Origin of the sequence: Geoalkalibacter sp., from assembly GCF_030604225.1 — a bacterium.
Classification (GTDB): Bacteria; Desulfobacterota; Desulfuromonadia; order Desulfuromonadales; family Geoalkalibacteraceae; genus Geoalkalibacter.
This window is the reverse complement of the sequence record NZ_JAUVWH010000045.1, coordinates 1-21,644: the sequence shown is the minus strand read 5'-3', so window position 1 is coordinate 21,644 and position 21,644 is coordinate 1. Positions and strand designations below refer to the sequence as shown.

Below are 21,644 nucleotides of genomic sequence, written 5' to 3'. Positions count from 1 at the left end.
TCGGCCTGTTCTTCGGCCTGTTGGGCATCCTGTTCGGCCCTTTTATCGGGGCGGTGGCCGGAGAGCTCACGGCCCACAGCGACCTGCGCGCCGCCGGGCGCGCCGGCATCGGCACCCTCATCGGCCTGGTGCTCGGCACCGCCGCCAAGGCCGCCCTGGCCTTCGCCATGATCGGGTTGTTCCTGACGGTGAGATTCCTCGCCTAGTGTTCCACCACCCGCCCCACCCCAGGGATTAAAATCACGATATAATCGAGGTAACAGGAAGATCCGCGCTTGCATACGGACCTTGCCGGGTCGCGCCCGGCAGGGAAAGGCGTCAGAATGACTGCTTCGGAAACATCCCTCAGCTCACCAGTTCAGGGGGAAAAGCTGCTTCAGGTCATCGCGGCCCTGGCCGCCGATCTGCACCCGGAACACACCCCCCGCGTGACCCTGGACAGTTCCCTCGACCGCGATCTGGGCTTCGACAGCCTGGCGCGCATGGAGCTGCTCAACCGCCTGGAGAAGGAGTTCGGCATCGCCCTGGCGGAACAGGCGGTGGCCGAGGCCGAAACGCCGCGCGATCTGCTGCACGCCCTCGCCGGCGCCAGGGCCGCCCCGGAATTCGACACCCGCAAACGCATTGCCGCGGGCGGCAGCGACGGCAGCGAGGACTATCCCTTCCAGGCCCGCACCCTGGTGGAGGTTTTCGACTGGCACCTGGAGCGCCATGCCGAGCAGACCCAGGTGCGTTTTTACGCCGACGAGGGTGAAGGCGAGGTGCTCACCTACGCCCAACTGGCGCAGGGCGCCCGCGCCATCGCCGCCGGTTTGCGGGCGCGCGGTCTGCAGCGGGGGATGCCCGTGGCGATCATGCTGCCGACCGGCGCCGATTATCTCTTTTCCTTCTGGGGCGTGCTACTCGCCGGCGGGGTGCCGGTGCCCCTCTATCCGCCGGTGCGCCGCACCCAGCTGGAAAGCCATCTGCAACGCCAGCAGGCGATTCTCGACAATTGCGCGGCGTTTCTCCTCATCACCCTGGCCGAGGCCCTGCCCTTCGCCCGCCTGCTCAAGGCGCGGCTCCCCTCGTTGACCAGTCTGGTCACACCGGCGCAGCTCGCCGAGAACGAGTCGGATTACGCGCCGCCGGCCCGCAACGCCGAGGATACCGCCTTTCTGCAGTACACCTCGGGCAGCACCGGTAATCCCAAGGGCGTGGTGCTGTCCCATGCCAACCTGCTTGCCAATATCCGCGCCCTCGGCAAGGCGGTGGCGGTGAAACGCTCCGATGTCATCGTCAGCTGGCTGCCCCTCTATCACGACATGGGCCTGATCGGCACCTGGCTCGCCGGGCTGTATTTCGGCACGCCCGTGGTCCTGCTCTCGCCCCTGGATTTTCTCGGTCGCCCGCGCCGCTGGCTGTGGGCCCTGCACCGCTACGGCGGCACCCTGTCGCCGGCCCCGAATTTTGCCTACGAGATCTGTCTGACCAAGGTGAGCGACGCGGATTTGGACGGCCTCGACCTGAGCGCCTGGCGCGGCGCCTTCAACGGCGCCGAGCCGGTGAGCGCCGCCACCCTGGAGCGCTTCGCCGAACGCTTCGCCGCCTACGGCCTGCGCCCCGAGGCCCTGATGCCGGTTTATGGCCTCGCCGAGTGCACCGTGGGCCTGGCCTTTCCGCCCCTGGGGCGCGCGCCCCTCATCGACCGGGTGTCGCGCGACGCCCTGACCCGCGCCGGACGCGCCCAGCCCGCCGAGACGAGCGATGACGATGCCTTGCGGCTGGTGGCCTGCGGCCGGCCCCTCGACGGCCACGAAATCCGCATCGTCGACGCCGCCGGTCGCGAGTTGCCCGAGCGCACCCAGGGGCGCGTGCAGTTTCGCGGCCCCTCGGCCTGCGGCGGCTACTACCGCAACCCCGAGGACACCCGCCGCCTGCGTGACGGCGACTGGTTCAACACCGGCGACCTCGGCTATCTCGCGGGGGGCGATCTTTTTCTCACCGGGCGCCTCAAGGATCTCATCATCATCGCCGGGCGCAATCTCCATCCCCAGGAACTCGAGGAGGCGGTGGGCGCCCTGCCCGGCGTCCGCAAGGGCAACGTGGTGGTCTTCGGCAGCCCCGACCCCGCCACCGGCAGCGAACGCCTGGTGGTGGCGGCCGAAACCCGCGAAAGCGACGAAGCGGCCCGGGAACGGCTGCGCGGCGAGATCCAGGGGCTGGCGGTGGATCTGCTCGGCACGCCGCCGGACGACCTGCTGCTCGTGCCGCCGCACAGCGTGCTCAAGACCTCCAGCGGCAAGATCCGCCGCGCCGCCTGCCGCGAGCTCTACGAGCAAGGGCGCCTGGGCCGGACGGAGGCCAGCTGGCGCCCCCTGCTGCGCCTGGCCGTTTCGTCCCTGGCCGCCCATGGCCGCGACGCGGCGCGCGGCGGCCGCGAATTCGTCTACGCCGCCTATCTGTGGGGCCTCTTCGGCCTGGCGGCGGGCCTGGCCTCATCGGCAATCCTGCTGCTGCCCCACAGCGCCTGGCGCTGGCGCGCCCTGCACGGCGTCGCCCGGGCGGCCCTGCGCGTCTCGGGCCTGCCCCTGAGCATCGAGGGCCTGGAGAACCTGCCGACCTCCGGCACCTGCGTGCTGGTCGCCAACCATGCCAGCTACCTCGATCCCTATCTCCTCGCCGCCGCCCTGCCCCTGCCCCTGAGTTTCGTGGCCAAGTCGGAACTGCGCCGACGCCCCTTGGTTCACCTGCTGCTGCGCCGCATCGACACCGAATTCGTCGAGCGCTTCGACGCCCGCCAGGGCGCCGAGGACGCGCGGCGCTTCGGCGCTCTGGCCGGAGCGGGCCACAACCTGGTGTTCTTCGCCGAGGGCACCTTCACCCGCGCCCCCGGCCTGCGTCCCTTCCGCCTCGGCGCCTTCGTCACCGCCGCCGAGGCGCGGGCGCCCCTGGTGCCCATCGCCATCGCCGGCAGCCGCTCGGTACTGCGCGACGGCTCCTGGCGACCGCGCCGGGGCACGCTGCGCATCCGCATTCTGGAACCCATCACTCCTCAACCCGGCCTCGACCCAACCGACACCTGGGCCCAGGCCCTGGATCTGCGCGCTCGGGCGCGGCGCGCCATCCTGGGCCATTGCGACGAGCCCGACCTGGACACCGGCGGCGGGGAACCGAACCGAAACGCAAACCGAGTCTGAAACGAAAGAGGCAAGGGGAAAGGGAAAGGAAAAAGGACCCTCAGGGTGCGGTATCCACGGCGGCAACGCTCGCCGTCTCGCCCACCTCGGGGAGCAGAGGCAGGGTCAGGCGCACCTGGGTGCCCGCGCCCGGGGCGCTGCGCACCTCGATGGTGCCGCCATGGGCCTTGACGATCTGCTGCACGATGCTCATGCCCAACCCCAAGCCGCCGATGGCCGTGTTGGAGGTGTCGGCCCGATAGAATTTGTCGAAGATGCGCTCGATCTGCTCGGGCGTCATGCCGATGCCCTCATCCCTCACCCAGGCCTCATAGGTGTCGCCCTCCCGCCGGCTTTCAAGGCGAATCCGGCTGCCTTCCGGCGAATATTTCACCGCATTGCTGACCAGGTTCTCGAACACCTGCACCAGCCGGCCGGCATCCGCCCAGAGAACCGCCGGCGCGATGGATTCCAGGCGCGTTTCGAAGCGGTGCCCGGGGGCATGCATCTGAAAAGTCCCCACCACCTTGGCGATGAGCGCGGCCGGATCGCAGGGCGCCCTTTGCATTTTCAGCGGCTCGCCCCGCTCGATGCGGCTGATGTCCAGCAATTCATCGATGATCAGGGCCAGGGCTTCCCCCTTGGCGCGAATCTCTAGGAGAAACTCTCGCCGGCGCTCCTCGTTGAGCCCCCCGGCAATGAGCGGATCGAGCAGGCAATCGGCATAGCCGATCACGCTGGTCAGGGGGGTGCGCAGCTCATGGGCGGCGATGGAAATGAATTCGGTCTTCATCTGGTCGAGCTTGCGCAGCAATTCCTCGGCCTGCTTGCGCTCGGTGATGTCCATCATCACCCCTTCGCGCTGCATTTGCCCGCCGTCGCCCGCGATCCCCACGCTCTTGTCGTACACCCAGCGGGTGTCGCCGTCGGCATGGCGGATGCGGTACTCCAGGGTACAGGGCGCGCCGCTGCCCAGGCAGTCGCGGAGCCGCGCATCCAAGGCCTCGCGTTCCGCGGGGTCGATGAGGCCGGCCAGGGTGCGCGTCCGCTTGACGACAAAATCGACGACCGGATAACCGGTGAGATCCTCGACGGCGTCGCTGATGAAATCCATGGTCCAGTCGGCATCCAGGGCGCAGCGATAAACGGCGCCGGGGATGTTGTCGACCAGGGCGCGAAAGCGCCGTTCACTGTAATACAGGGCCTGGTTGGCTTTCTGCCGCTCGGCAATCTCGATTTTCAGCTCCGTGTTGGCCAAGGACAGCTCGCGGGTTCGCGCCTGGACGACGGTGCGCAGGCGCCGGTTGAAATACAACAGGATGGTCGCCACCACCAGCGTCAAAATGAGCGTCACCCACACCGCGTGCAATCGGCGCGGCGTCCAGAACACCGGTGCCTGCTCCTGATGCAGGAAGCCGTCCAGGGAAAACCCCTCGGGGAGCATGCCCAGGGCGCTGTAGGTGTCGGCGATGTGTTGCCAGCGGCCGGGATTCATGTGGCCGATCTCGACCAGGCGCGGCAGGATCAGCTCCTGCATGGCTTGCGCCTCGAAACGCAGGGCGTCGCGCGACAGCCGCCGGGAATACCGGGTGAGGATCAGGTCGATGATTTCCTCGGGATGGCGCAGGGCGTAGTCCCAGCCGCGCAGGCTGGCCGCGCGAAACGCCTTGACCCGCTCGGGATGGGTCGCGATTTCCCCCTCGCTGGTGAACAGGCCGTCGCCGTAGAAGTCGATGCCGTAGGTCAGGGGCCGCAGGAGGGTGAAGGGGATGCCGGCTTGTTGCAGCAGAAAGGGCATGTCGGTCAGATAGGCGCTCATGGCGTCCACCCGGCCCTCGGCCAGATCCTGCATGTTCCAGCTGTGCGCCACCGGAATCAGCCCGTCAAGGGCGACGCCCTCGCTGCGGCACATGGCGAGGAATTCCGTATCGCTTTCGGGCATGAACATCACGCGCCGCCCGACCAGATCGGGGGGCGAGAGAATCCCCGCATCCTGGCGCGCCACCACCACCAGGGGGGAGTGCTGGAAAACGACGGCCAGGGCCACCACCGGCTGGCGGCGGGCGCGGGCCAGCAAGGCGCCGGGGCCGCTCACCAGATAATCGGCGCGCCCCTCGACCAGTTCGGCGACCGGATCGAGGCCGGGGTGCGCCTCGCGCAGTTCCACGTTGAAGCCCGCTTCGCGGTAATAACCCTTTTCGACGGCCGCGTAATAGCCGGCGAACTGAAACTGGTGATACCACTTGAGCTGCAACACCAGGGGCTGAAGATCCGCCGTTCCGGCCTGGGCCGTCGACACCTTGGCGACGCACGCCAGAAGGCCGAGCAACAAGGCCAGGACGGCCGGGAAAAAACGTGTCGCCATCGGGGCTCCGTAAAACAGGCGAGGGGATAAATGTCCGACCTGGTTAAGTATCCACGCCCGTGAGCCAGCGGGCGGCATCCTCGGCCTCGTCCAGCCAGGGCTGGAGCTTGTCGGGCCGGGTCGCGGGCGTCACGCCGCAGGCGCGGATCAGGCGGCTCTCGGCGAAGCCCTCCCACTTGAGAAAACCTTCGTAGCGCGGGTGGACGTCGGCGAACACCTGCGCGTCGGCCACGCCCTGGGTGAGGATCATGACCAGTTTCTTGTCCGGCGGCAGGCGGCTTGGCTGGGGATTGGCATAATAATCGGGCACCAGATAGCTGAAGGTGCGGTCGATGAAGCCCTTGAGCTGAGCGCTGACGTCGCCGAAATAGATGGGCGAGGCCAGCACCAGGGCATCGGCGGCCATGACCGCGGCCAGCACCTCGCGCAGATCGTCGTCGAGAATGCAGAAATCGAGCTTGCGCTTGCAGGCGTAGCAGGCCTGGCAGCCGCGATAGTCGAGCTCGTTGAGGGCGAACAGGCGCACATCGGCGCCGCGCCGCTCGGCGTTCGCGCACAGATGACGGGCCAGGGTGGTGCTGTTGCCCCTGGGTCGGGGGCTGCCGAGCAGGCAGACAAGATTCATGGCGGGCTCTCCCGCGAGGCTGGCGCCGCCGGACCTCATCGGCCCGCGCGGTGGTTCACCTCGCTGATCTGGGTGTTGAGGGTCCAGTAGTCATAGATGATGCCGATGAGAAACAGCCCGCCGGTGAGCAGATAGAGCAGGCCGGTCAGCCATTTGCCGAGATAGAAGCGGTGGATGCCGAAAATGCCCAGGAAGGTGAGCAGCACCCAGGCGACGTTGTAATCCACCGGCCCCAGCGTAAAGCGCAGATCGGCGCCGCGATCCATGGACGGGATAAGGAACAGGTCGACGATCCAGCCGATGAAGAAGAGGCCCAGGGTGAAAAAATAGATCGTGCCGCTGATGGGCCGCCCGTAGTAGAAGCGGTGCGCGCCCATGAAGCCGAAAATCCACAAGACGTAGCCGATGACCTTGCTGTGGGTATCCATTTCACATCTCCAGAAGCATGTCTTCGGGATCTTCCACCAGATCCTTGATGCGCCGCAGAAAGCCCACCGCCTGGCGACCGTCGATGATGCGATGGTCGTAGGACAGGGCCAGGTTCATCATGGGGCGGATGACGATCTCACCGTCGCGCACCACGGGGCGCTCTTGGATGGCGTGCATGCCGAGCACCGCGCTCTGCGGCGGGTTGAGAATCGGGGTGGAATTGAGCGAGCCGTACACCCCGCCGTTGGTCAGGGTGAAGGTGCCGCCCTCCAGATCGGCCAGGGCGAGCTTGTTGCTCTTGATCTTCTCGACGTAGGCGGCCAGGGCCTGTTCGATCTCGGCGAAGCTCAGCCGCTCGCAGTCGCGCAGCACCGGCACCACCAGACCCTTTTCGGCGCCCACGGCGATGCCGATGTCGTAATAATGATGGTAGAGCAGATCATCACCATCGATCTGGGCGTTGACCTCGGGGAAGTCCTTGAGGGCCTCGACGCTTGCCTTGACGAAAAACGACATCAGGCCGAGCTTGACGCCGTGGCGTTTCGCGAAGCTCTCCTGGTGCTTGTTGCGCAGGGCCAGCACGCGGCTCATGTCGGCCTCGTTGAAGGTGGTGAGCATGGCGGTCTGCTGGCGCGCGACGAGCAGCCGCTCGGCGATGCGCTTGCGGATCGGGCTCATGGGCCGACGGGTGATGCGTTCCTCGTCCTCCGCCGTCGGCGCGGGGACCGGTTTGCCTTTTGGTTCGGCGGCAGGGGCCTTGGCCTCCGGCGGCTTTTCCGCCGCCTTGGTCGCCCGCGGCGCCTCCTCCTTCTCCTCCTTCTCCTCCTTCTCCTCCTTCTCCTCCTTCTCCTCCCGCTTCTGTTCCTTCGGTTCTTCCTTCCTTTCTTCTTCCTTGCGACTTTCTTCCCTTGGCGCCTCGTCCTCGTTTTCCTCGATGGTGCCGATGACCGCGCCGACCTTGACCGTCTCGCCTTCCTTGGCGGCGATGCGCAGGACGCCGTCGCCATCGGCGTTGAGCTCCAGGGACACCTTGTCCGTTTCCAGCTCGCAGAGCAGATCGCCCTCGCGCACCTGCTCGCCGTCCTTTTTGTGCCACTGGGCGATTTGCGCCTCGAACACCGATTCCCCCACCTCGGGAACTTTAATCTCCATGATCACTCCTTTTTATAGGCACGAATCGATCCGCATCAAAATTCCACGACAAGGCAATTCGTGTTCATTCGTGCCCATTCGTGGTTGCTTTTTCCGAACCAAACGCCGCCGCGAGCAATTCCTCCTGCTGCTGCTTGAACAGCCGGTGGGAACCCACCGCCGGGGCGGCTGCCTCGGCGCGGCCGATGTAGCGCACATGACGGCCCAGCGCTCGCGCCAGATGCGGCGCCATGAACGACCAGGCGCCGTTGTTGCGCGGCTCTTCCTGCACCCAGAAGATGTCCGGCACCCGCGCGTAGGGCTTGAGCACCTCGGCCAGCAGGTCGCGGCGCAGGGGATAGAGCTGCTCGACGCGGATCAGCGCCACCTCCGCGTTCTTGAGCTCGGCGCGCCGCGCGGCCAGATCGTAGTAGACCTTGCCGCTGCACACCAGCACCCGCCGCACCCGCGCCGGGTCGGTCTCCGTATCGGCGAGGATTTCGCGAAAGCGTCCCGCGCTCAGGTCGTGGAGCGTCGAGCGGCAGGCGGGGTGACGCAGCAGGCTCTTGGGCGTGAACACCACCAGGGGACGGCGGAAGGGCTGCTTGAGCTGGCGGCGCAACAGGTGAAACAGCTGCGCCGGCGTCGTGGGGTAGCACACCTGGAGGTTGTCGTTGGCGCACAACTGCAAAAAGCGCTCGATGCGCGCGCTGGAATGCTCGGCGCCCTGCCCCTCGTAGCCGTGGGGCAGAAACATGACCAGGCCGCACATGCGGTCCCACTTGCTGCCGCTCGAAACGATGAACTGGTCGATGATGACCTGGGCGCCGTTGGCGAAATCGCCGAACTGGGCCTCCCAGATGACCAGCCCGTAGGGCGATTCGATGGCGTAGCCGTACTCGAAACCGAGCACCGCCGCCTCGGAGAGCATGCTGTTGTAGCAATGAAAGCGCGCCCCTTCCGCCGCCACCGCCTGCAGGGGCAGATAGGGCCGGCCGTTTTCCATGTCGAACAGCGCGGCGTGGCGCTGGCTGAAGGTGCCGCGCCGCGAATCCTGCCCGGAGAGCCGCACCGAATGGCCCTCGGCGAGCAGGCCGGCGAAGGCCAGGGCCTCGGCGTTGGCCCAGTCGATGCCCGTGCCGTCCTTGACCGCGTCCAGGCGTTGCCGGAGGAACTTGTCGAGTTTGGGATGCAGGGAAAACCCCTCGGGCACCTCGACCAGCCTCTCGGCCAGGGCGCGCAGGCGTTCGGCGGGCACGGCGGTCGGGACGTCGTCCGTCGGGCCGTAGGCGCGGCGAATGTCCTTCCACTTGCCGTGAAAGCCGCCGTCGGGCTGGGGCTGCTCGCCCTCCAGGGCTTTGTCCAACCGCGCGAGAATGCCGGCGGACAGCGCGTCCACCTCGCTCCGCGCGACGCCCTCCTCCACCAATCGCTCGGCATAGAGCTCATGCACCGGCGGACGGGCCTTGATCTTTTCCACCATCAGCGGCTGGGTAAAAGCGGGCTCGTCTCCCTCGTTGTGGCCCTGGCGGCGGTAACAGATCAGCTCGACGACCGCGTCCTTGGCGAAGCGGTTGCGATACTCAAAGGCCAGCCGCGCGGCATGCACCGCCGCCTCGGGATCCTCGCCGTGCACGTGAAACACCGGGATCTGCAGCATTTTGGCGACATCGGTGGCGTAGTGGGTGGAGCGCGCCTCGGGGGCCGCGGTGGTGAAACCGATCTGGTTGTTGATGACGATGTGCAGGGTGCCGCCGACGGCGTAGCCTTCGAGCTGCGAAAGATTGAGGGTCTCGGCGACCATGCCCTGGCCGGCGAAGGCCGCGTCGCCATGGATGAGCAGAGGCAGCACCGCCTCGCCGTCGCTGCCGTAGTAATCCTGGCGGGCGCGGCTCTTGCCCACCACCACCCCATCGACCGCCTCCAGATGGCTGGGGTTGGAGGCCAGGGACAGATGCAGGCCGTGGCGCCCCACCGGTGGGATGTCGCAGGAGAAACCCTTGTGGTACTTGACGTCGCCGTCGCCGACGAAGGCGTATTGGAGGTTGTCCTGGAACTCGGCGAAGATGGTCTCCAGGGGCTTGTGGAAAATGTTGGCCAGCACGTTGAGCCGTCCGCGATGGGCCATGCCCAGCACCAGATCGCGGATGTCCAGCCGGTTGGCGGCGTCCACCAGGCTGTGCAGCACCGGGATCAGGGTTTCCGCCCCCTCCAGGGAAAAGCGCTTCTGGCCGAGAAACTTGCGGTGCAAAAACTGCTCGAAGAGCCCGGCGCGCAACAACTGCTCAAGGATCGTCCGCTTTTCCTCGGCGGAAAACGTCGGGCGATTGCGCGTGCTTTCCATGCGATCCTTGAGCCACTGGCGCTCGTCGGGATCCTGGATATGCATGAATTCCACCCCCACCGAGCGGCAGTAGGTCTGCTGCATGACCTCGAGAATCTCGCGCAGGGTGGCGTGGGGCTTAGGGAAGCGCCGGGTGTGAAAGACCGTGTCGAGGTCGGTGCCGGTCAGCCCGAAATTGGCCAGATCGAGCAGCGGATGGCTGATGGGACAGGGATTGAGGGGATCGGTGCAGGCGAGCAGATGGCCGATGTCGCGATAGCGGTAGATGAGCGACTGCACCCCCGACTGCTTGAGGGCGAATTCGGGATCGACGCAGCTGCGGGGACAGACGCCGCTTTCCTCGGCCAGGGCGAATCCGGCGAAAAAAGCGCGCCAGTCCTCGCCCACCTCCGCCGGGTTGTGCCGCCAGCGACGATAGAGATCCTCGATCCAGCGCGGGTCAAGATTGTGGACAAAAGGCATGGGACGGAGACATCCGAAAAAAGGGAATAAAAAAGGCGCAGATTCGTTCGCGCGCAACGGGAGAAAGTATAGCAGCCTCCCCTGCGCGCGCAACGAATCGCGCCCTTGCGTCCGGTGATCGGCGCGGCTCTCAGCGCACGATCATCCAGGTGCCGTCGGGTTGGCGGCAAGCCGTGCCGTAGGCCTGCTGGGGCTGACCGCCGATATTCACCGTCTGCACATATTCCCGGCAGTTCTGGCCCTGAACCGTCTGGTAGGTGCGGGTCGGCGTCAGGGTGCCGGAATTGCCGCTGTCGGGGTTGTGCCAGGTGCTGGGCTGCTGGCTGCGGTTGTACTCCAGGGCCTGCTGAGCGTTTCTCTGCATGTACATCTGGTCGGCCCGATCCAGGGTGCGGCCGACTTCCTGACCGATCAGGGCGCCGGCCAGGGTACCCACCGCCACCGCGATCAGCTGCCCGCGCCCCTTGCCGACCTGGGCGCCGAGCAGCCCGCCGCCGGCGGCGCCGATGAGGGTTCCCCCCGTTTCCTTGGGACCCGGCGAGGTCGCGCAACCGGCCAGGGACAGGGTCAAAACGAGCATGAGAGCAAGTAGTTTTTTCATCATCCGACTCCTGACTGCCTGCTAAGGCCGCGCGTCCGCGGGCCATGACTCCAGGCCTTTTTCTCTAGTCTACCATCTCCCGGCGCGCCTCGGGCACCTTGCGCGCCTTAAGCGGCTTGACCAGGCAGACGGCGCCCTGAGCGAGCAGGTGTTGCGCCAGGGCGCCGTCGCGCAGCGCCTCGGGCAACTCGGCATCGGGCAAGGGCGCGTAGCCGCGCGCCGCGAAATAGTCCGGCGCGCCCTGCGCCAGCAGATAAAAGCGGCGCACCCCCTGCAACGCGGCGAAACGCTCGATGCGCACCAGCAGCAGCGAGGCGATGCCCCGCCCGCGAAAGGACGGCGCCACGGCCAGGGAACGCAGCAGACCGACCTCGCCGCGAACCTCCATCCCGACCACCCCGGCCAGCTGTCCCTCGGCGCGGCAGATGAGAAAGTCCTTGATCCGGTCGCCGTCGAGATCGGCGTGAAACAGGCCGCCTTGCGCAAGCAGCGCACTGATGGCCGGCAACAGCGGCGGTTGGGCAAAAATAAAAATCATGAGTGGACGCTCCTCAGTCGGACTTGGCGGATGGAGACCAAAAGCGTTGCTGAAACCAGTGGCAAAAGAGCAGCGCCAGCAAAATGCCCACCAGATTGAGCGCCACGTCGGTCAGCGAGCCGAAGCGGCCGGGCACCGAAAGCTGGTACCACTCGTCGAACAGCCCATAGCCCAAGGCGATCAGGCCGGCGAGCAGCAGGCGCGAGCGCGGGCCGACACCCCAGGCGGCCAGGGCGCCGAACCACAGAAAGGTCAGCAGACCGTAAAGGGGAATGTGCAGAAAATTCTGCAGGCTGGGCGGCACCCAGCCCAGGGCGCCCGCCTTGGGCGCCGCCAGATCGATGGAAATGGACGAGAGGCCGAAAATCACCAGCATCAGCGCCAGGGGCAGAAGCTGGGCGATGCGGCGCTGCCGCGGGGAAAACCGATGGCGGACCTGGGGCATGGCGGATCGTCCTCGCGCTAGCGCAAAACCTCGAAGAGTTGGCCGCGGTATTCGAAGACCGCGCCGCCTTCGGTGATTTCATCCAGCACCAGGCCTTCGGCGAGCACCTGCCCCTCGCGCAACAGGCGGCCGTTGATGCGCGCCAGGCGTTCCGCCGGGTTCGCCGTGAAGTAATGCAGGGAGAAGACAAATTCCGGCAGGCCGGCCCGCAGATCGCTCGGCAGTTCCTGGAGCAGCGGCAGGCCGGAAAAAACCTGGGCAACCTCGGCCGGTTGCGGCTGGGTCAGCGCCTGCACCCAGGCCTCGGGCACGGCGGCGGGCGCGGCGTCCTCGGCGAGGATGAAGGTGCTCACCGGCGGATCAAGGGATGGCGCGGGCGGCGGCGCGAGGATCGGCGGCGCGGGCGGCGCCGGGGGCGAGAGCGCCTGCGCGGGCGGCGAGGGCGCGGCCGGCGGAGCCGGAGCGGGCGCAATTGGGGAAGCTGCGGGGCTGGGCGCGACCTCCGGCACCGGCGCCGCGCTCGGCGTCACCACCGCCTGCGGGGCGAGGTCGGTCTGCCAGGGCTTGAGCCACCAGAGCAGCAGGCCCGCGTTGAGCAGCAGGGCGACGGCGATCAGGATCAGCGCCAGGGGCACCTTGCGCTTCGGCCGCGGCGGCGGCCCCAGGTGCTCGGTCTGCAGATCGGGAACCGCCCCGGTGGGGCGCTTCTTGTCGGACTTGCGCAGGGCGTCAAGAATAAGGGACATGGCGGCTCAGCTCCCCGTGCCGCTCAGGCGCGGCTCGACCTCGCCCAGGGAACTGCCCAGCTGGATCAGGGTCTTGCTGCCCACGATCCCGTCGGGCTGCAGGCCGCGGGACACCTGGAAGCGGCGCACGTCCTGCACCAGGGCGCGGTCGTATTCCAGGCTGGTGCGAGGTTCGGGTTCGCGCCCGTCAAGGCCGGCGAGGCGCGCGGCGAGCCAGAGCACGAAAGGATCGCGCATCCCGGGCCGCAGGTTGCCGGTGTACTCCGGCGGCACCCGCCACACCAGGGTGTACTCGCCGAGCCAGCGCGCCTCGATCTCCCGGCGCGAAACGCGCCGCTCCTCGCCGCCGACGAGCAGGGTCGCCTCCCCCGCCGCCAAACCGACCAGGGTCACGAAATAGGGCCGGTCCTGTCCGTCCAACAGCGTCAGCACGGCGGGGCGATCGAGCAGCTCCAGCGTGCGCAGACTGCCGCGATCACGCAGGCACTGCAAGCCCCGTTCGCCGATGAATTGGCAAAGATCGCTGTCGGCGGGGGGCAAATCCGTAAGTTCCCAACGCGCCAGCAACCCCTCGAAGGCCAGGCGCTCGCTTTGCGCGCGCGGCAAGTCCTCGGGCCAGGCAAGCCCGACGGTCGCCGCGGGCGCCTGAACGTCCGGGGCACTGTCCGGCGGCGCGACCTTCTGACGCACCACCTCGGGCAGCGCGGTCTGCACCCGTTCGGCGCCCGGCTCTCCGCTGAGCGTCCACACCAGCCCCGTCAGCACCAAACCACAAGCCAGGGCCGCCGCGCCCCCAAAAATCCAGGGGCGCGCCCGCCCGTCGCCGATGCGGGGACCAAAGACTTCGTGGGCCGCCTGCTTGAGCAGCCTGACCGACACGCGCCGCTGCTCCTTGGCGAACACCCCGAGCAAGGCGCGATCGCAGAGCAGATTGACCAGGCGCGGCACCCCGCCGCTCAAGCGAAAGAGCCGCCGCAGCACTCGCGGCGGAAACAGGTCGACGCTGGCCGCCGGTGCCAGGCCCGCCACCTGCAGGCGGTGGCGCACGTAGGCCTGCATGTCCGCGTAGGACAGGGGCGTGAGATGGTAGCGCGCCGTGATGCGCTGGGAGAGCTGGCGCAGTTCCTGGCGCGCCAGCATCTCGCGGAATTCGGGCTGGCCGAGAAGAATGATCTGCAGCAGCTTTTCGCGGTTGGTTTCAAGGTTGGTCAGCAGGCGCAGCTGCTCCAGGACCGCGGGCCCCAGATTCTGCGCCTCGTCGATGATCACCACGGTGCGCCGCGCGGCGGCGTGATTGGCGAGCAGGTAGGCGTTGATGCGATCGACGAACACCTTGACGCTCTGATTGCCCTCGGGATAGGCGATCTCCAGCTCGTCGCAGATGGTCGCCAGCAGTTCGCGGCTGGTGACCTTGGGATTGAGGACGAAGGCCACCTCGCAGTTGTCCGGCAACTGTTCGAGCAGACAGCGGCACACGGTGGTCTTGCCCGTGCCCACCTCGCCGGTGAGCAGCACGAAGCCGCCCTCGCTGCGAATCCCGTAGACCAGATGGGCCAGGGCCTCGCGATGGTGCTCGCTCATGAACAGGTAGCGGGGATCGGGCGCGATGGAAAAGGGCGCTTCCTGCAATCCGAAATAATCGAGGTACATGGCGCTCGCTAAAAAATGACGTTGTCTTCGAAGGTTGGCCGCTATGTTAGGGGAGCCAAAGGCGCAAAGTCAAGCACACCGGACTGGGAGGATGTCCCCGTCGACCTCTGCCAAATCATTGGCACACCAGGAACCGTTATTTGACGTAAAAACGAACAGTGTTTTGACAAAATATGCGGCCCGCGAAACCTGAATCCTATCCCCGCAAAAAAACACGCCGTTGCTTTGTGCTCAATAATCATGCAGATACGAAAGCTAAAATAAAAAATAATTAATTTTGGCAGTTTTCTTGCTGTGTCTTTGCGTTTGTATACAGCGATTTGGCAAAACCACCAAGAAAGATTGCACAAGGAGCAGGCACCAAGGTGCGCGCCTGCCCTGACTCCGCCCCCCCCAACGACCCAAGGAGAGATTGGTGGCCCAGAAAATCATCCTCGATCCCGTCACCCGCATCGAAGGTCACCTGCGCATCGACACCCGCGTGGACAACGGCCAGGTGATCGAAGCCTGGAGCAAGGGCGAGATGTTTCGCGGCTTCGAAGCCCTGCTCAAGGGGCGCGACCCCCTCGATGCCCCGGTCATCACCCAGCGCATCTGCGGGGTGTGCCCGGTCAGTCATGCCATCGCCTCCTGCAAGGCCATCGAGGCGGCCAACGACCTCAGGGTGCCGGCCAACGGTCACCTGCTGCGCACCCTGGTGCTGGCCGCCAACTACCTGCAGAGCCACATTCTGCACTTCTATCACCTCTCGGCCCTGGATTTCGTCCAGGTCGAGGCGCTGCTGGACTACGCGGGCCGCGATCCCGTGCTGCTCGATCTGCGCCATTGGGCGCAAGGGGAGCTCAACAGCAATCGCGTCCTTCCCGTCGCCCCGTTCCTGCCCAAGCTTCCCGGGGATTACCCCGGCAACCGGGAATGGAACCTCGGCGCCCTCGGCCATTACGTCGAGGCCCTGGACATTCGCCAGGAAGCGCACCGCATGGCGGCGCTTCTGGGGGGCAAGATTCCGCACACCGCGACCCTGGTGCCCGGCGGCCTGACCCTGCTCCCCGAGGCGGCGCTGCTCGAGGATTTCCGCACGCGCCTGCGCCGCGTCAAGCGCTTCATCGAGAACTGCTACATCCCCGACCTGCTGCTCGCGGCGCGCCTGTTCCCCGCCTATGCCGAAACGGGGCGCGGCGTGGAACGCTACCTGTCCTATGGCGCCTTCGACGAGGCCGGGGGCAGCTGGATGCCCGCCGGCACGGTGCGTCACGAAGGCTACGCCCCCCTGGATCTGTCCCTCATCCGCGAGGAAACCCACGCCAGCTTTTATCGCGGCAATCTCCAGGAATCGCCGCAGGCCGCCGCCGCGCCGGTGCCCCAGCCGGACAAGCCGGGGGCCTATTCCTGGCTCAAGGCGCCGCGCTACGACGGCCTGAGTTACGAGGTCGGCCCCCTGGCACGCCTGAAGGTCGCGGCGGCCGCGGGACATCGCCCCATCGCCCAGGCCCTGGCGGCCTTTCTCCGCGAGGCCGGCCTGCCCGAGCACAAGCTGGCGAGCACCCTGGGTCGGCACGCGGCCCGCGCCCTGGAGGCGCTGCTCATCGCCGAGCGCATGGAGCGCTGGCTGGACCAGGTCGATCCGGCGGCCCCGGCCATCGCCCCCCATAACAACCGCATGACCGGGACCGGAGTGGGGCTGGTCGAGGCTCCCCGTGGCGCCCTCGGCCATTGGATCACCCTGGCCGCGGGACGCATCGGCAGCTATCAGTGCGTGGTGCCCAGCACCTGGAACTTTTCGCCGCGCGGCCAGGGCCAGGATCCGGGGCCCGTCGAGGCGGCGCTCCAGGGAACGCCGGTCAATCCCGACTTCCAGGGCCTGGAGGTGGCGCGCGTGGTCCGTTCCTTTGATCCCTGCATCGCCTGTGCTGTTCACTAGCAACCCGCTCCGGCAAGGATGACCCCGATGAAACTCACCCGCCGTACCTTTCTCAAGGATGCCGGCCTGCTGCTCGCCTCCCTGGGCCTGGAACCCAGCCTGCTGCCGCGCATGGCCGACGCCCTGGAAGAGATGGCCAGCGGCCGCGCGCCCATTTTGTGGCTGCAAGGGCTCTCCTGCTCCGGCTGCTCCGTCAGCCTGCTCAATTCCGAGAGCCCGGGGCCCGCGGATCTCATCACCCGCTACCTGTCGCTCTACTTCCACCAGACCCTTTCGGCGGCCACCGGCGCCGCCGCCAAGGACGCGGTGGAGACCGCCATCGCCAAGGGCGGCTACATCCTGGTGGTGGAAGGGGCGGTGCCCCTCGGCGTCAAGGAGGCCTGCAAGTTCGCCGATGAAAATTTCAGCGAGCAATTGCTGCGCGCCGCGCGTTCGGCCCAGGCGGTGGTGTGCACCGGGACTTGCGCGGCCTTCGGCGGGATTCCCGCCGCGCCGCCCAATCTGACCGGCGCCGCCGGGGTCGGCGCCGCGCTGAAACAGGCGGGCCTCGCGCGGCCCCTGATCAACCTGCCCGGCTGCCCCACCCATCCCGCCTGGCTGGTCGGCACCCTGTTGCAGGTGCTCAAAAGCGGCCTGCCCGAACTCGACGAACTCCAGCGCCCCACGCGCTTTTTCGGACAGCTGCTCCATGAGCAGTGCCCGCTGTTCGCCCAGTATCAGAAAAAACACTTCGCCCAGGCCCTGGGCGAGGACGGCTGCCTGTTCAAGCTGGGTTGCCAGGGCGTGGTGACGCAGGCGGATTGCTCCTTGCGCGGCTGGAACGGCGGAGTCAACTGGTGCATTCGCGGACGCAGCATCTGCATCGGCTGCGCGCGCCCCGAGTTTGCCCTGGATCCCCAGTTCGCCTTCTTCCGCCTCAACGAAAACGACCTTCTTTGACGCGAAACCGATTTCGGGAGCCTGAACGATGCGCATGAATATCCAATGGAAGATCGGCGGCCTGCTGGCCTTGGTCTTGCTGGCGGCCTTCGGCGCCAGCCTGATCCTCGCCACCACCCAGATGCAGAGTCTGCTGCGCGACATCTCCAATCAGGCCCTGGCGGCCCTGGACAAGGCCGGCCACGACCGCGCCCGCAACGTCTTCGACAGCTTCGAGACCGGCGCGGCCGGCTCCCTGGAGCGGGGGGAGATGGATATCTTCCGCGAACTGCTCCAAGACCTGGGCAAGATCGCGGGGGTCGAGGAAATCGGCCTGACCGATCCCCAGGGCCGGATCGTTTACTCCAATCGCGGCGAACGGTTAAGCCAGCAGCTCAATGAGGAGGATTTTCGCGCCAGCGTCGCCGCCGGCCATGAGCTATGGCAAAAAGAACAAGACGATGCCCTGTTTCTGGCGCGCGGCCATTACCTGAGCGCCGACTGCCTGCGCTGCCACGTCCATGCCAAGCTCAACGACCTCTCGGGCGTGCTCTATTTGCGCTACAGCATGAAGGATGTCCAGGAGGCCGCCGGGCTCATGGCGGCAACCGCCGACCAGGCCCGCAAGAGCAGCATGCAAACCGGTCTCGCCACCGGCGCGGGCGGCTTGCTGGCGGCGCTGGTCTGCATTTACCTGCTGCTGGGCCGTCTGGTGCGCACCCCGGTGCTGCGCCTGCGCGCCATGATGCGGGATCTGGCCGCGGGCCGTCTGGTCCATCGCCTGGACATGACCCAGCAGGACGAGATCGGCGATACGGCGCGGGCCATGGATGAGCTGGCGGAGAGCTTGCAAAACGAGGTGGTCCAGACCCTGTCCCGGCTGGCCGAGGGGGATCTCTCTTGCGCGGTACGCCCGCGCGGCCCCGACGACCTGGTGCGCGGCGCCCTGCAAAAACTCTCCGGCGACCTTCAGGGGATCATCGCGCAAATCCATCAAACCGCCGACCAGATCGCCACCGGGGCCAACCAGGTCGCCGCATCGAGCCAGAGCCTCTCCAAGGGCGCCACCGACCAGGCGGCGTCGCTCCAGGAAATTTCCGCCTCCATGCAGGAAATCGGCAACCAGACCCGTCAGGGGGCGGACCATGCCGCGGGGGCCAGTGGCTTGATTCGCGGGGTGCAGGATGCCGCGGGGCAGGGACAAAGGCGCATGGGCGAGATGACCCAGGCCATGGCCAACATCAATCAGGCCGGGCACAACATCGAGAGAATCATCAAGACCATCGATGAAATCGCCTTTCAGACCAACCTGCTGGCCCTCAACGCCGCCGTGGAAGCGGCACGCGCCGGTCAGCACGGCCGCGGCTTCGCGGTGGTCGCGGAAGAAGTCCGCACCCTGGCCGGCCGCTGCGCCAAGGCCGCCCAAGAAACCTCGCATCTCATCGCCGACGCGGTGGGCAAGGCCGAAGCGGGCGCTGACATCGCCCGCGAGACCCAGGAATCCTTCGTCGCCATTGTCGGCGGCATCGAAAGCGTCACCCATCTGGTTGCCGAAATCGCGTCCGCAACCGGCGAGCAGGCCGAGGGCATCGGTCAGGTCAATCTCGGTCTGGGCCAGATCGACCAAGTGACGCAAGGCAACACGGCCAACGCCGAGCAAAGCGCGGCCGCCGCGGAACAGCTCGCCGGGCAATCCCGCCAGCTGCGCGAACTCATGGGGAGGTTCAAGCTCCCATCCACCCGGCTGCTCGGCTAAAATCAGCGCCCGCCCTACCCCAGGGGCACCACCAGCACCGGCCGCTTGGCGCGATGCAGGACTTTTTCCGCGACGCTGCCGAGAAAGGTGTAGTGCAGCCGTCCCTTGCCGTGGCTGCCCAGCACGATAAGATCGGCGTCGAGCTCGTCGGCCTCGCTGAGAATGCGGGCCACGGGGTTGCCGTGGCGCACGCGGATCTCGCCGATGCGCGGCCGCTCCTCGGGGTGATCGCCGAGTTCCTCGTGGGCAAAGCGCTCGACGCGCTGCCTGATTTCATCCAGCACCTCGGCCTTGTGGTCCAGTTCCATGTCCGCCAAGCGCTCCTCGCCCATCACCGTCGCCACGTAATTGAGCACCGCCGGCTCCACGTCGGGCAGCACATGCAGAACGCAGAGTTGCGCGTCGAACCGGCGAGCCAGGGCCGCCGCGTGACGAAAGGCATGGGCGGCGTTGCGGGAGAGATCCGTGGCATAGAGAATCAGGCGGTAGGCAGGCAGCATGAGGAGTCTCCTCGCTCTCAGGTGGCCGCGGCCGGGCGCTTGGCGGCGCGCAGTTTCTGCAGGGCGAAAATGGCCGCGTAAAGCGCCACGCCCACCAGGTAACTCAGGTAGTGGTTGTCGATGCCGACATAGTGGGCGAAAAATCCCGGCCGGAACATGATCAGGGCCACGCCGAGCAGCAAGACAATCTCATACCAGCGCGTGCGGATGAGAAACCAGCCCTGGGTTGCCGAAACAAAGGCGAAGGCGCCGATGCAGGTCATGGCGAAGATGTAGACAGGCAGGAAATACCCCTCGACGCCCACCAGCAGCATGTCGGTGTTGAAAATGAACATGAAGGGCAGCACCGCCGTGCGGATGTCGTACATGAAGGCCTGCAGGCCCGTGGGAATGGGATCGGACCGGGCGATGGCGCTCGCCGCGTAGGCCGCCAGGCCCACCGGCGGCGTGTCGTCGGCGAGAATCCCGAAATAGAACACGAACAGGTGCGCGGCGATGAGCGGCACCGCGAAGCCCTGCCAACCGGCGATGGTCACCAGCGCCGGGGCGGTCAGCGACGCCATGACGATGTAGTTGGCGGTGGTGGGCAGGCCCATGCCGAGGATCAGGCTGGCCAGGGCGGTGATGAGCAGCATGAGGAACAGGTTGCCGCGGCTCAGGGTGTCGATGATGTTGGTGATCAGCCCGCCCAGCCCCAGGGTCACCACGCCGACGATGATGCCCGCGGCGGCCGTCGCCACCGCCACCGCCACCATGTTGCGCCCGCCCGAAATCAGGCCGTTGAGGATGTCCAGGGCGCCCTGCCTGAGTCCGTGCAGCGCGTTGCCGCCGAAGAGCAGGGCGCGCACCGCATGCTGCACCAGCATGATGGCGGCCAGCACCAGAATGGCGCGATAGGCGGCCAGATCGGGCGAATGCCGGGGAATGATGAGTTCGTAGAGCAACACCAGGATCGGCACCAGGAAATGAAAGCCGCCGCGCAGGATGGCGAAGAATTGCGGCATCTCCGCCTTGGTCAGCCCGCGCATGCCAAGCTTGGACGCCTCCAGGTGGGTGAGGAAAAACAGGGCGAAATAGCTGGCGAAAGCCGGGATGGCCGCCGCCTTGACCACTTCGAGGTAGGAAACATTGACGTATTCGGCGATGATGAAGGCCGCCGCGCCCATGATGGGCGGCATGAGCTGACCGTTGGTGGACACCGCCACCTCGATGGCCGCCGCCTTCTTGGCCGGATAGCCGACCTTTTTCATCAGCGGGATGGTGAAGGTGCCGGTGGTCACCACGTTGGCGATGGAGGAGCCCGACACCATGCCCGTCAGGCCGCTCGCCAGCACCGCCGCCTTGGCCGGACCGCCCTTGTAGCGCCCCAGCAGGCTCATGGCCAGATCGATGAAGAATTTGCCGGCGCCGGCCTTGTCGAGCAACGCGCCGAAGAGCACGAAGAGAAAGACGATGCGCGCCGACACCCCCAGGGGGATGCCGTAGATGCCCTCGGTGGTCAGGGAGATCTGGCTCACGTAGCGCGCCAGGCTCACCCCCTTGAAGGCGAGAAAATCCGGCATGTAGGGACCGAAGAAGGCGTAGCCGGTAAAGGCCGCGGCGATCACCGGCAAGGCCGGGCCGATGACGCGGCGCGCCGCTTCGAGCAGCACCAGCACCAGGAAGATCCCCACCACCAGGTCCAATTGGCTGGGCCGCCCCACCCGCCCGGCAATCCCCGCGTAATCCAGCACGATGTAGAGCGCCGCCAGGGCGGCGAGCAGGGCCAGCAGCATGTCGGGAAGGGGGATTTTATGCGTCTCGCCGAGCCAGCGCAGCCCGGGCAGGCGCACGTCGCGGCGCAGGGTCGGATAGGAGAGAAAGACGATGAGCAGGGCAAAGGCCAGATGGATGGCGCGGATGTAGGTGGTATCGAGGAGCAGCCAGCTGGCCAGGGACAGCTGGAACAGCGACCAGGTCAGGGCAATGGCCGGCACCAGCCACAGCTGCCAGCCCTGGGGGCGGCGCAAGCCGAGTTCTTCCTCCTCCTTGAGGCGCTGGGCGGTATCCTGCCCC

The 21,644-nt window shown here is 66.9% G+C and carries 17 protein-coding genes; 5 read left to right on the top strand and 12 right to left on the bottom strand.

Annotation, left to right across the window (positions count from 1 at the left end):
* Together QAT43_RS06875 and QAT43_RS06870 are read left to right on the top strand one after the other, a co-directional pair.
* A partial coding sequence (locus tag QAT43_RS06875) for a DUF456 family protein (protein WP_305042312.1) occupies positions 1–206 on the top strand: 206 nt, incomplete at its 5' end.
* Between the two features lie 117 nt (positions 207–323).
* Positions 324–3,179, top strand: a complete 2,856-nt coding sequence (locus QAT43_RS06870) for an AMP-binding protein (RefSeq protein WP_305042311.1) — start codon at positions 324–326, stop codon at positions 3,177–3,179.
* Positions 3,180–3,219: 40 nt separating this feature from the next.
* Here the strand turns inward: QAT43_RS06870 and QAT43_RS06865 are convergent, their stop codons facing one another.
* The 10 genes from QAT43_RS06865 to QAT43_RS06820 all read right to left on the bottom strand — a co-directional run bounded on the left by QAT43_RS06865 (position 3,220) and on the right by QAT43_RS06820 (position 14,494).
* On the bottom strand, positions 3,220–5,523 hold the full coding sequence (locus QAT43_RS06865) for an ABC transporter substrate-binding protein (protein ID WP_305042310.1): 2,304 nt from the start codon (positions 5,521–5,523) through the stop codon (positions 3,220–3,222).
* A 43-nt stretch (positions 5,524–5,566) separates the two neighbouring features.
* Positions 5,567–6,148 carry a flavodoxin family protein gene (locus QAT43_RS06860; protein ID WP_305042309.1) on the bottom strand — a complete coding sequence of 194 codons (582 nt, stop codon included), beginning with the start codon at positions 6,146–6,148 and terminating at the stop codon, positions 5,567–5,569.
* A gap of 35 nt (positions 6,149–6,183) precedes the next feature.
* A complete protein-coding gene (locus QAT43_RS06855) occupies positions 6,184–6,576 on the bottom strand; it encodes an NINE protein (RefSeq protein WP_305042308.1) in 393 nt (130 codons plus the stop codon).
* Position 6,577: 1 nt separating this feature from the next.
* Complete coding sequence (gene odhB, locus QAT43_RS06850; RefSeq protein ID WP_305042307.1) at positions 6,578–7,729, bottom strand: 2-oxoglutarate dehydrogenase complex dihydrolipoyllysine-residue succinyltransferase; 1,152 nt, start codon at positions 7,727–7,729, stop codon at positions 6,578–6,580.
* A 64-nt stretch (positions 7,730–7,793) separates the two neighbouring features.
* On the bottom strand, positions 7,794–10,514 hold the full coding sequence (locus QAT43_RS06845) for a 2-oxoglutarate dehydrogenase E1 component (RefSeq protein WP_305042306.1): 2,721 nt from the start codon (positions 10,512–10,514) through the stop codon (positions 7,794–7,796).
* Between the two features lie 130 nt (positions 10,515–10,644).
* Positions 10,645–11,115, bottom strand: a complete 471-nt coding sequence (locus tag QAT43_RS06840) for an RT0821/Lpp0805 family surface protein (RefSeq protein ID WP_305042305.1) — start codon at positions 11,113–11,115, stop codon at positions 10,645–10,647.
* A 64-nt stretch (positions 11,116–11,179) separates the two neighbouring features.
* Positions 11,180–11,653 (bottom strand): GNAT family N-acetyltransferase, encoded by a 474-nt coding sequence (locus QAT43_RS06835; protein WP_305042304.1) that lies wholly within the window; start codon positions 11,651–11,653, stop codon positions 11,180–11,182.
* Between the two features lie 13 nt (positions 11,654–11,666).
* A complete protein-coding gene (locus tag QAT43_RS06830; RefSeq protein ID WP_305042303.1) occupies positions 11,667–12,098 on the bottom strand; it encodes a VanZ family protein in 432 nt (143 codons plus the stop codon).
* 17 nt (positions 12,099–12,115) lie between these two features.
* Entirely contained in the window at positions 12,116–12,844 is a 729-nt protein-coding gene (locus tag QAT43_RS06825; protein ID WP_305042302.1) for a general secretion pathway protein GspB, read from the bottom strand.
* A gap of 6 nt (positions 12,845–12,850) precedes the next feature.
* On the bottom strand, positions 12,851–14,494 hold the full coding sequence (locus QAT43_RS06820; protein WP_305042301.1) for an ExeA family protein: 1,644 nt from the start codon (positions 14,492–14,494) through the stop codon (positions 12,851–12,853).
* Between the two features lie 415 nt (positions 14,495–14,909).
* On the opposite strand from QAT43_RS06820, the gene QAT43_RS06815 reads away from it, so the two are divergent.
* Genes QAT43_RS06815 through QAT43_RS06805 form a run of 3 tightly spaced genes read left to right on the top strand, consistent with a single transcriptional unit; the run spans position 14,910 to position 19,089 of the window.
* Entirely contained in the window at positions 14,910–16,415 is a 1,506-nt protein-coding gene (locus QAT43_RS06815; protein WP_305042300.1) for a nickel-dependent hydrogenase large subunit, read from the top strand.
* Positions 16,416–16,442: 27 nt separating this feature from the next.
* Positions 16,443–17,354, top strand: coding sequence for a hydrogenase small subunit (locus QAT43_RS06810; RefSeq protein WP_305042299.1), 912 nt, complete (start codon positions 16,443–16,445; stop codon positions 17,352–17,354).
* Between the two features lie 28 nt (positions 17,355–17,382).
* A complete protein-coding gene (locus QAT43_RS06805; protein WP_305042298.1) occupies positions 17,383–19,089 on the top strand; it encodes a methyl-accepting chemotaxis protein in 1,707 nt (568 codons plus the stop codon).
* Positions 19,090–19,103: 14 nt separating this feature from the next.
* Here the strand turns inward: QAT43_RS06805 and QAT43_RS06800 are convergent, their stop codons facing one another.
* Together QAT43_RS06800 and QAT43_RS06795 are read right to left on the bottom strand one after the other, a co-directional pair.
* Positions 19,104–19,589 (bottom strand): universal stress protein, encoded by a 486-nt coding sequence (locus tag QAT43_RS06800; protein ID WP_305042297.1) that lies wholly within the window; start codon positions 19,587–19,589, stop codon positions 19,104–19,106.
* 17 nt (positions 19,590–19,606) lie between these two features.
* Positions 19,607–21,644 (bottom strand): TRAP transporter permease (locus QAT43_RS06795; protein WP_305042296.1); only part of this gene is annotated, 2,038 nt, incomplete at its 5' end.

What these genes read in the sequence shown, in the direction of transcription:
- QAT43_RS06870 (WP_305042311.1), top strand. Translation starts at nt 324, where the DNA reads ATGACTGCTTCGGAAACATCCCTCAGCTCACCAGTTCAGGGGGAAAAG.
- QAT43_RS06865 (WP_305042310.1), bottom strand. Translation starts at nt 5,523, where the DNA reads ATGGCGACACGTTTTTTCCCGGCCGTCCTGGCCTTGTTGCTCGGCCTT.
- QAT43_RS06860 (WP_305042309.1), bottom strand. Translation starts at nt 6,148, where the DNA reads ATGAATCTTGTCTGCCTGCTCGGCAGCCCCCGACCCAGGGGCAACAGC.
- QAT43_RS06855 (WP_305042308.1), bottom strand. Translation starts at nt 6,576, where the DNA reads ATGGATACCCACAGCAAGGTCATCGGCTACGTCTTGTGGATTTTCGGC.
- odhB (WP_305042307.1), bottom strand. Translation starts at nt 7,729, where the DNA reads ATGGAGATTAAAGTTCCCGAGGTGGGGGAATCGGTGTTCGAGGCGCAA.
- QAT43_RS06845 (WP_305042306.1), bottom strand. Translation starts at nt 10,514, where the DNA reads ATGCCTTTTGTCCACAATCTTGACCCGCGCTGGATCGAGGATCTCTAT.
- QAT43_RS06840 (WP_305042305.1), bottom strand. Translation starts at nt 11,115, where the DNA reads ATGAAAAAACTACTTGCTCTCATGCTCGTTTTGACCCTGTCCCTGGCC.
- QAT43_RS06835 (WP_305042304.1), bottom strand. Translation starts at nt 11,653, where the DNA reads ATGATTTTTATTTTTGCCCAACCGCCGCTGTTGCCGGCCATCAGTGCG.
- QAT43_RS06830 (WP_305042303.1), bottom strand. Translation starts at nt 12,098, where the DNA reads ATGCCCCAGGTCCGCCATCGGTTTTCCCCGCGGCAGCGCCGCATCGCC.
- QAT43_RS06825 (WP_305042302.1), bottom strand. Translation starts at nt 12,844, where the DNA reads ATGTCCCTTATTCTTGACGCCCTGCGCAAGTCCGACAAGAAGCGCCCC.
- QAT43_RS06820 (WP_305042301.1), bottom strand. Translation starts at nt 14,494, where the DNA reads ATGTACCTCGATTATTTCGGATTGCAGGAAGCGCCCTTTTCCATCGCG.
- QAT43_RS06810 (WP_305042299.1), top strand. Translation starts at nt 16,443, where the DNA reads ATGAAACTCACCCGCCGTACCTTTCTCAAGGATGCCGGCCTGCTGCTC.
- QAT43_RS06805 (WP_305042298.1), top strand. Translation starts at nt 17,383, where the DNA reads ATGCGCATGAATATCCAATGGAAGATCGGCGGCCTGCTGGCCTTGGTC.
- QAT43_RS06800 (WP_305042297.1), bottom strand. Translation starts at nt 19,589, where the DNA reads ATGCTGCCTGCCTACCGCCTGATTCTCTATGCCACGGATCTCTCCCGC.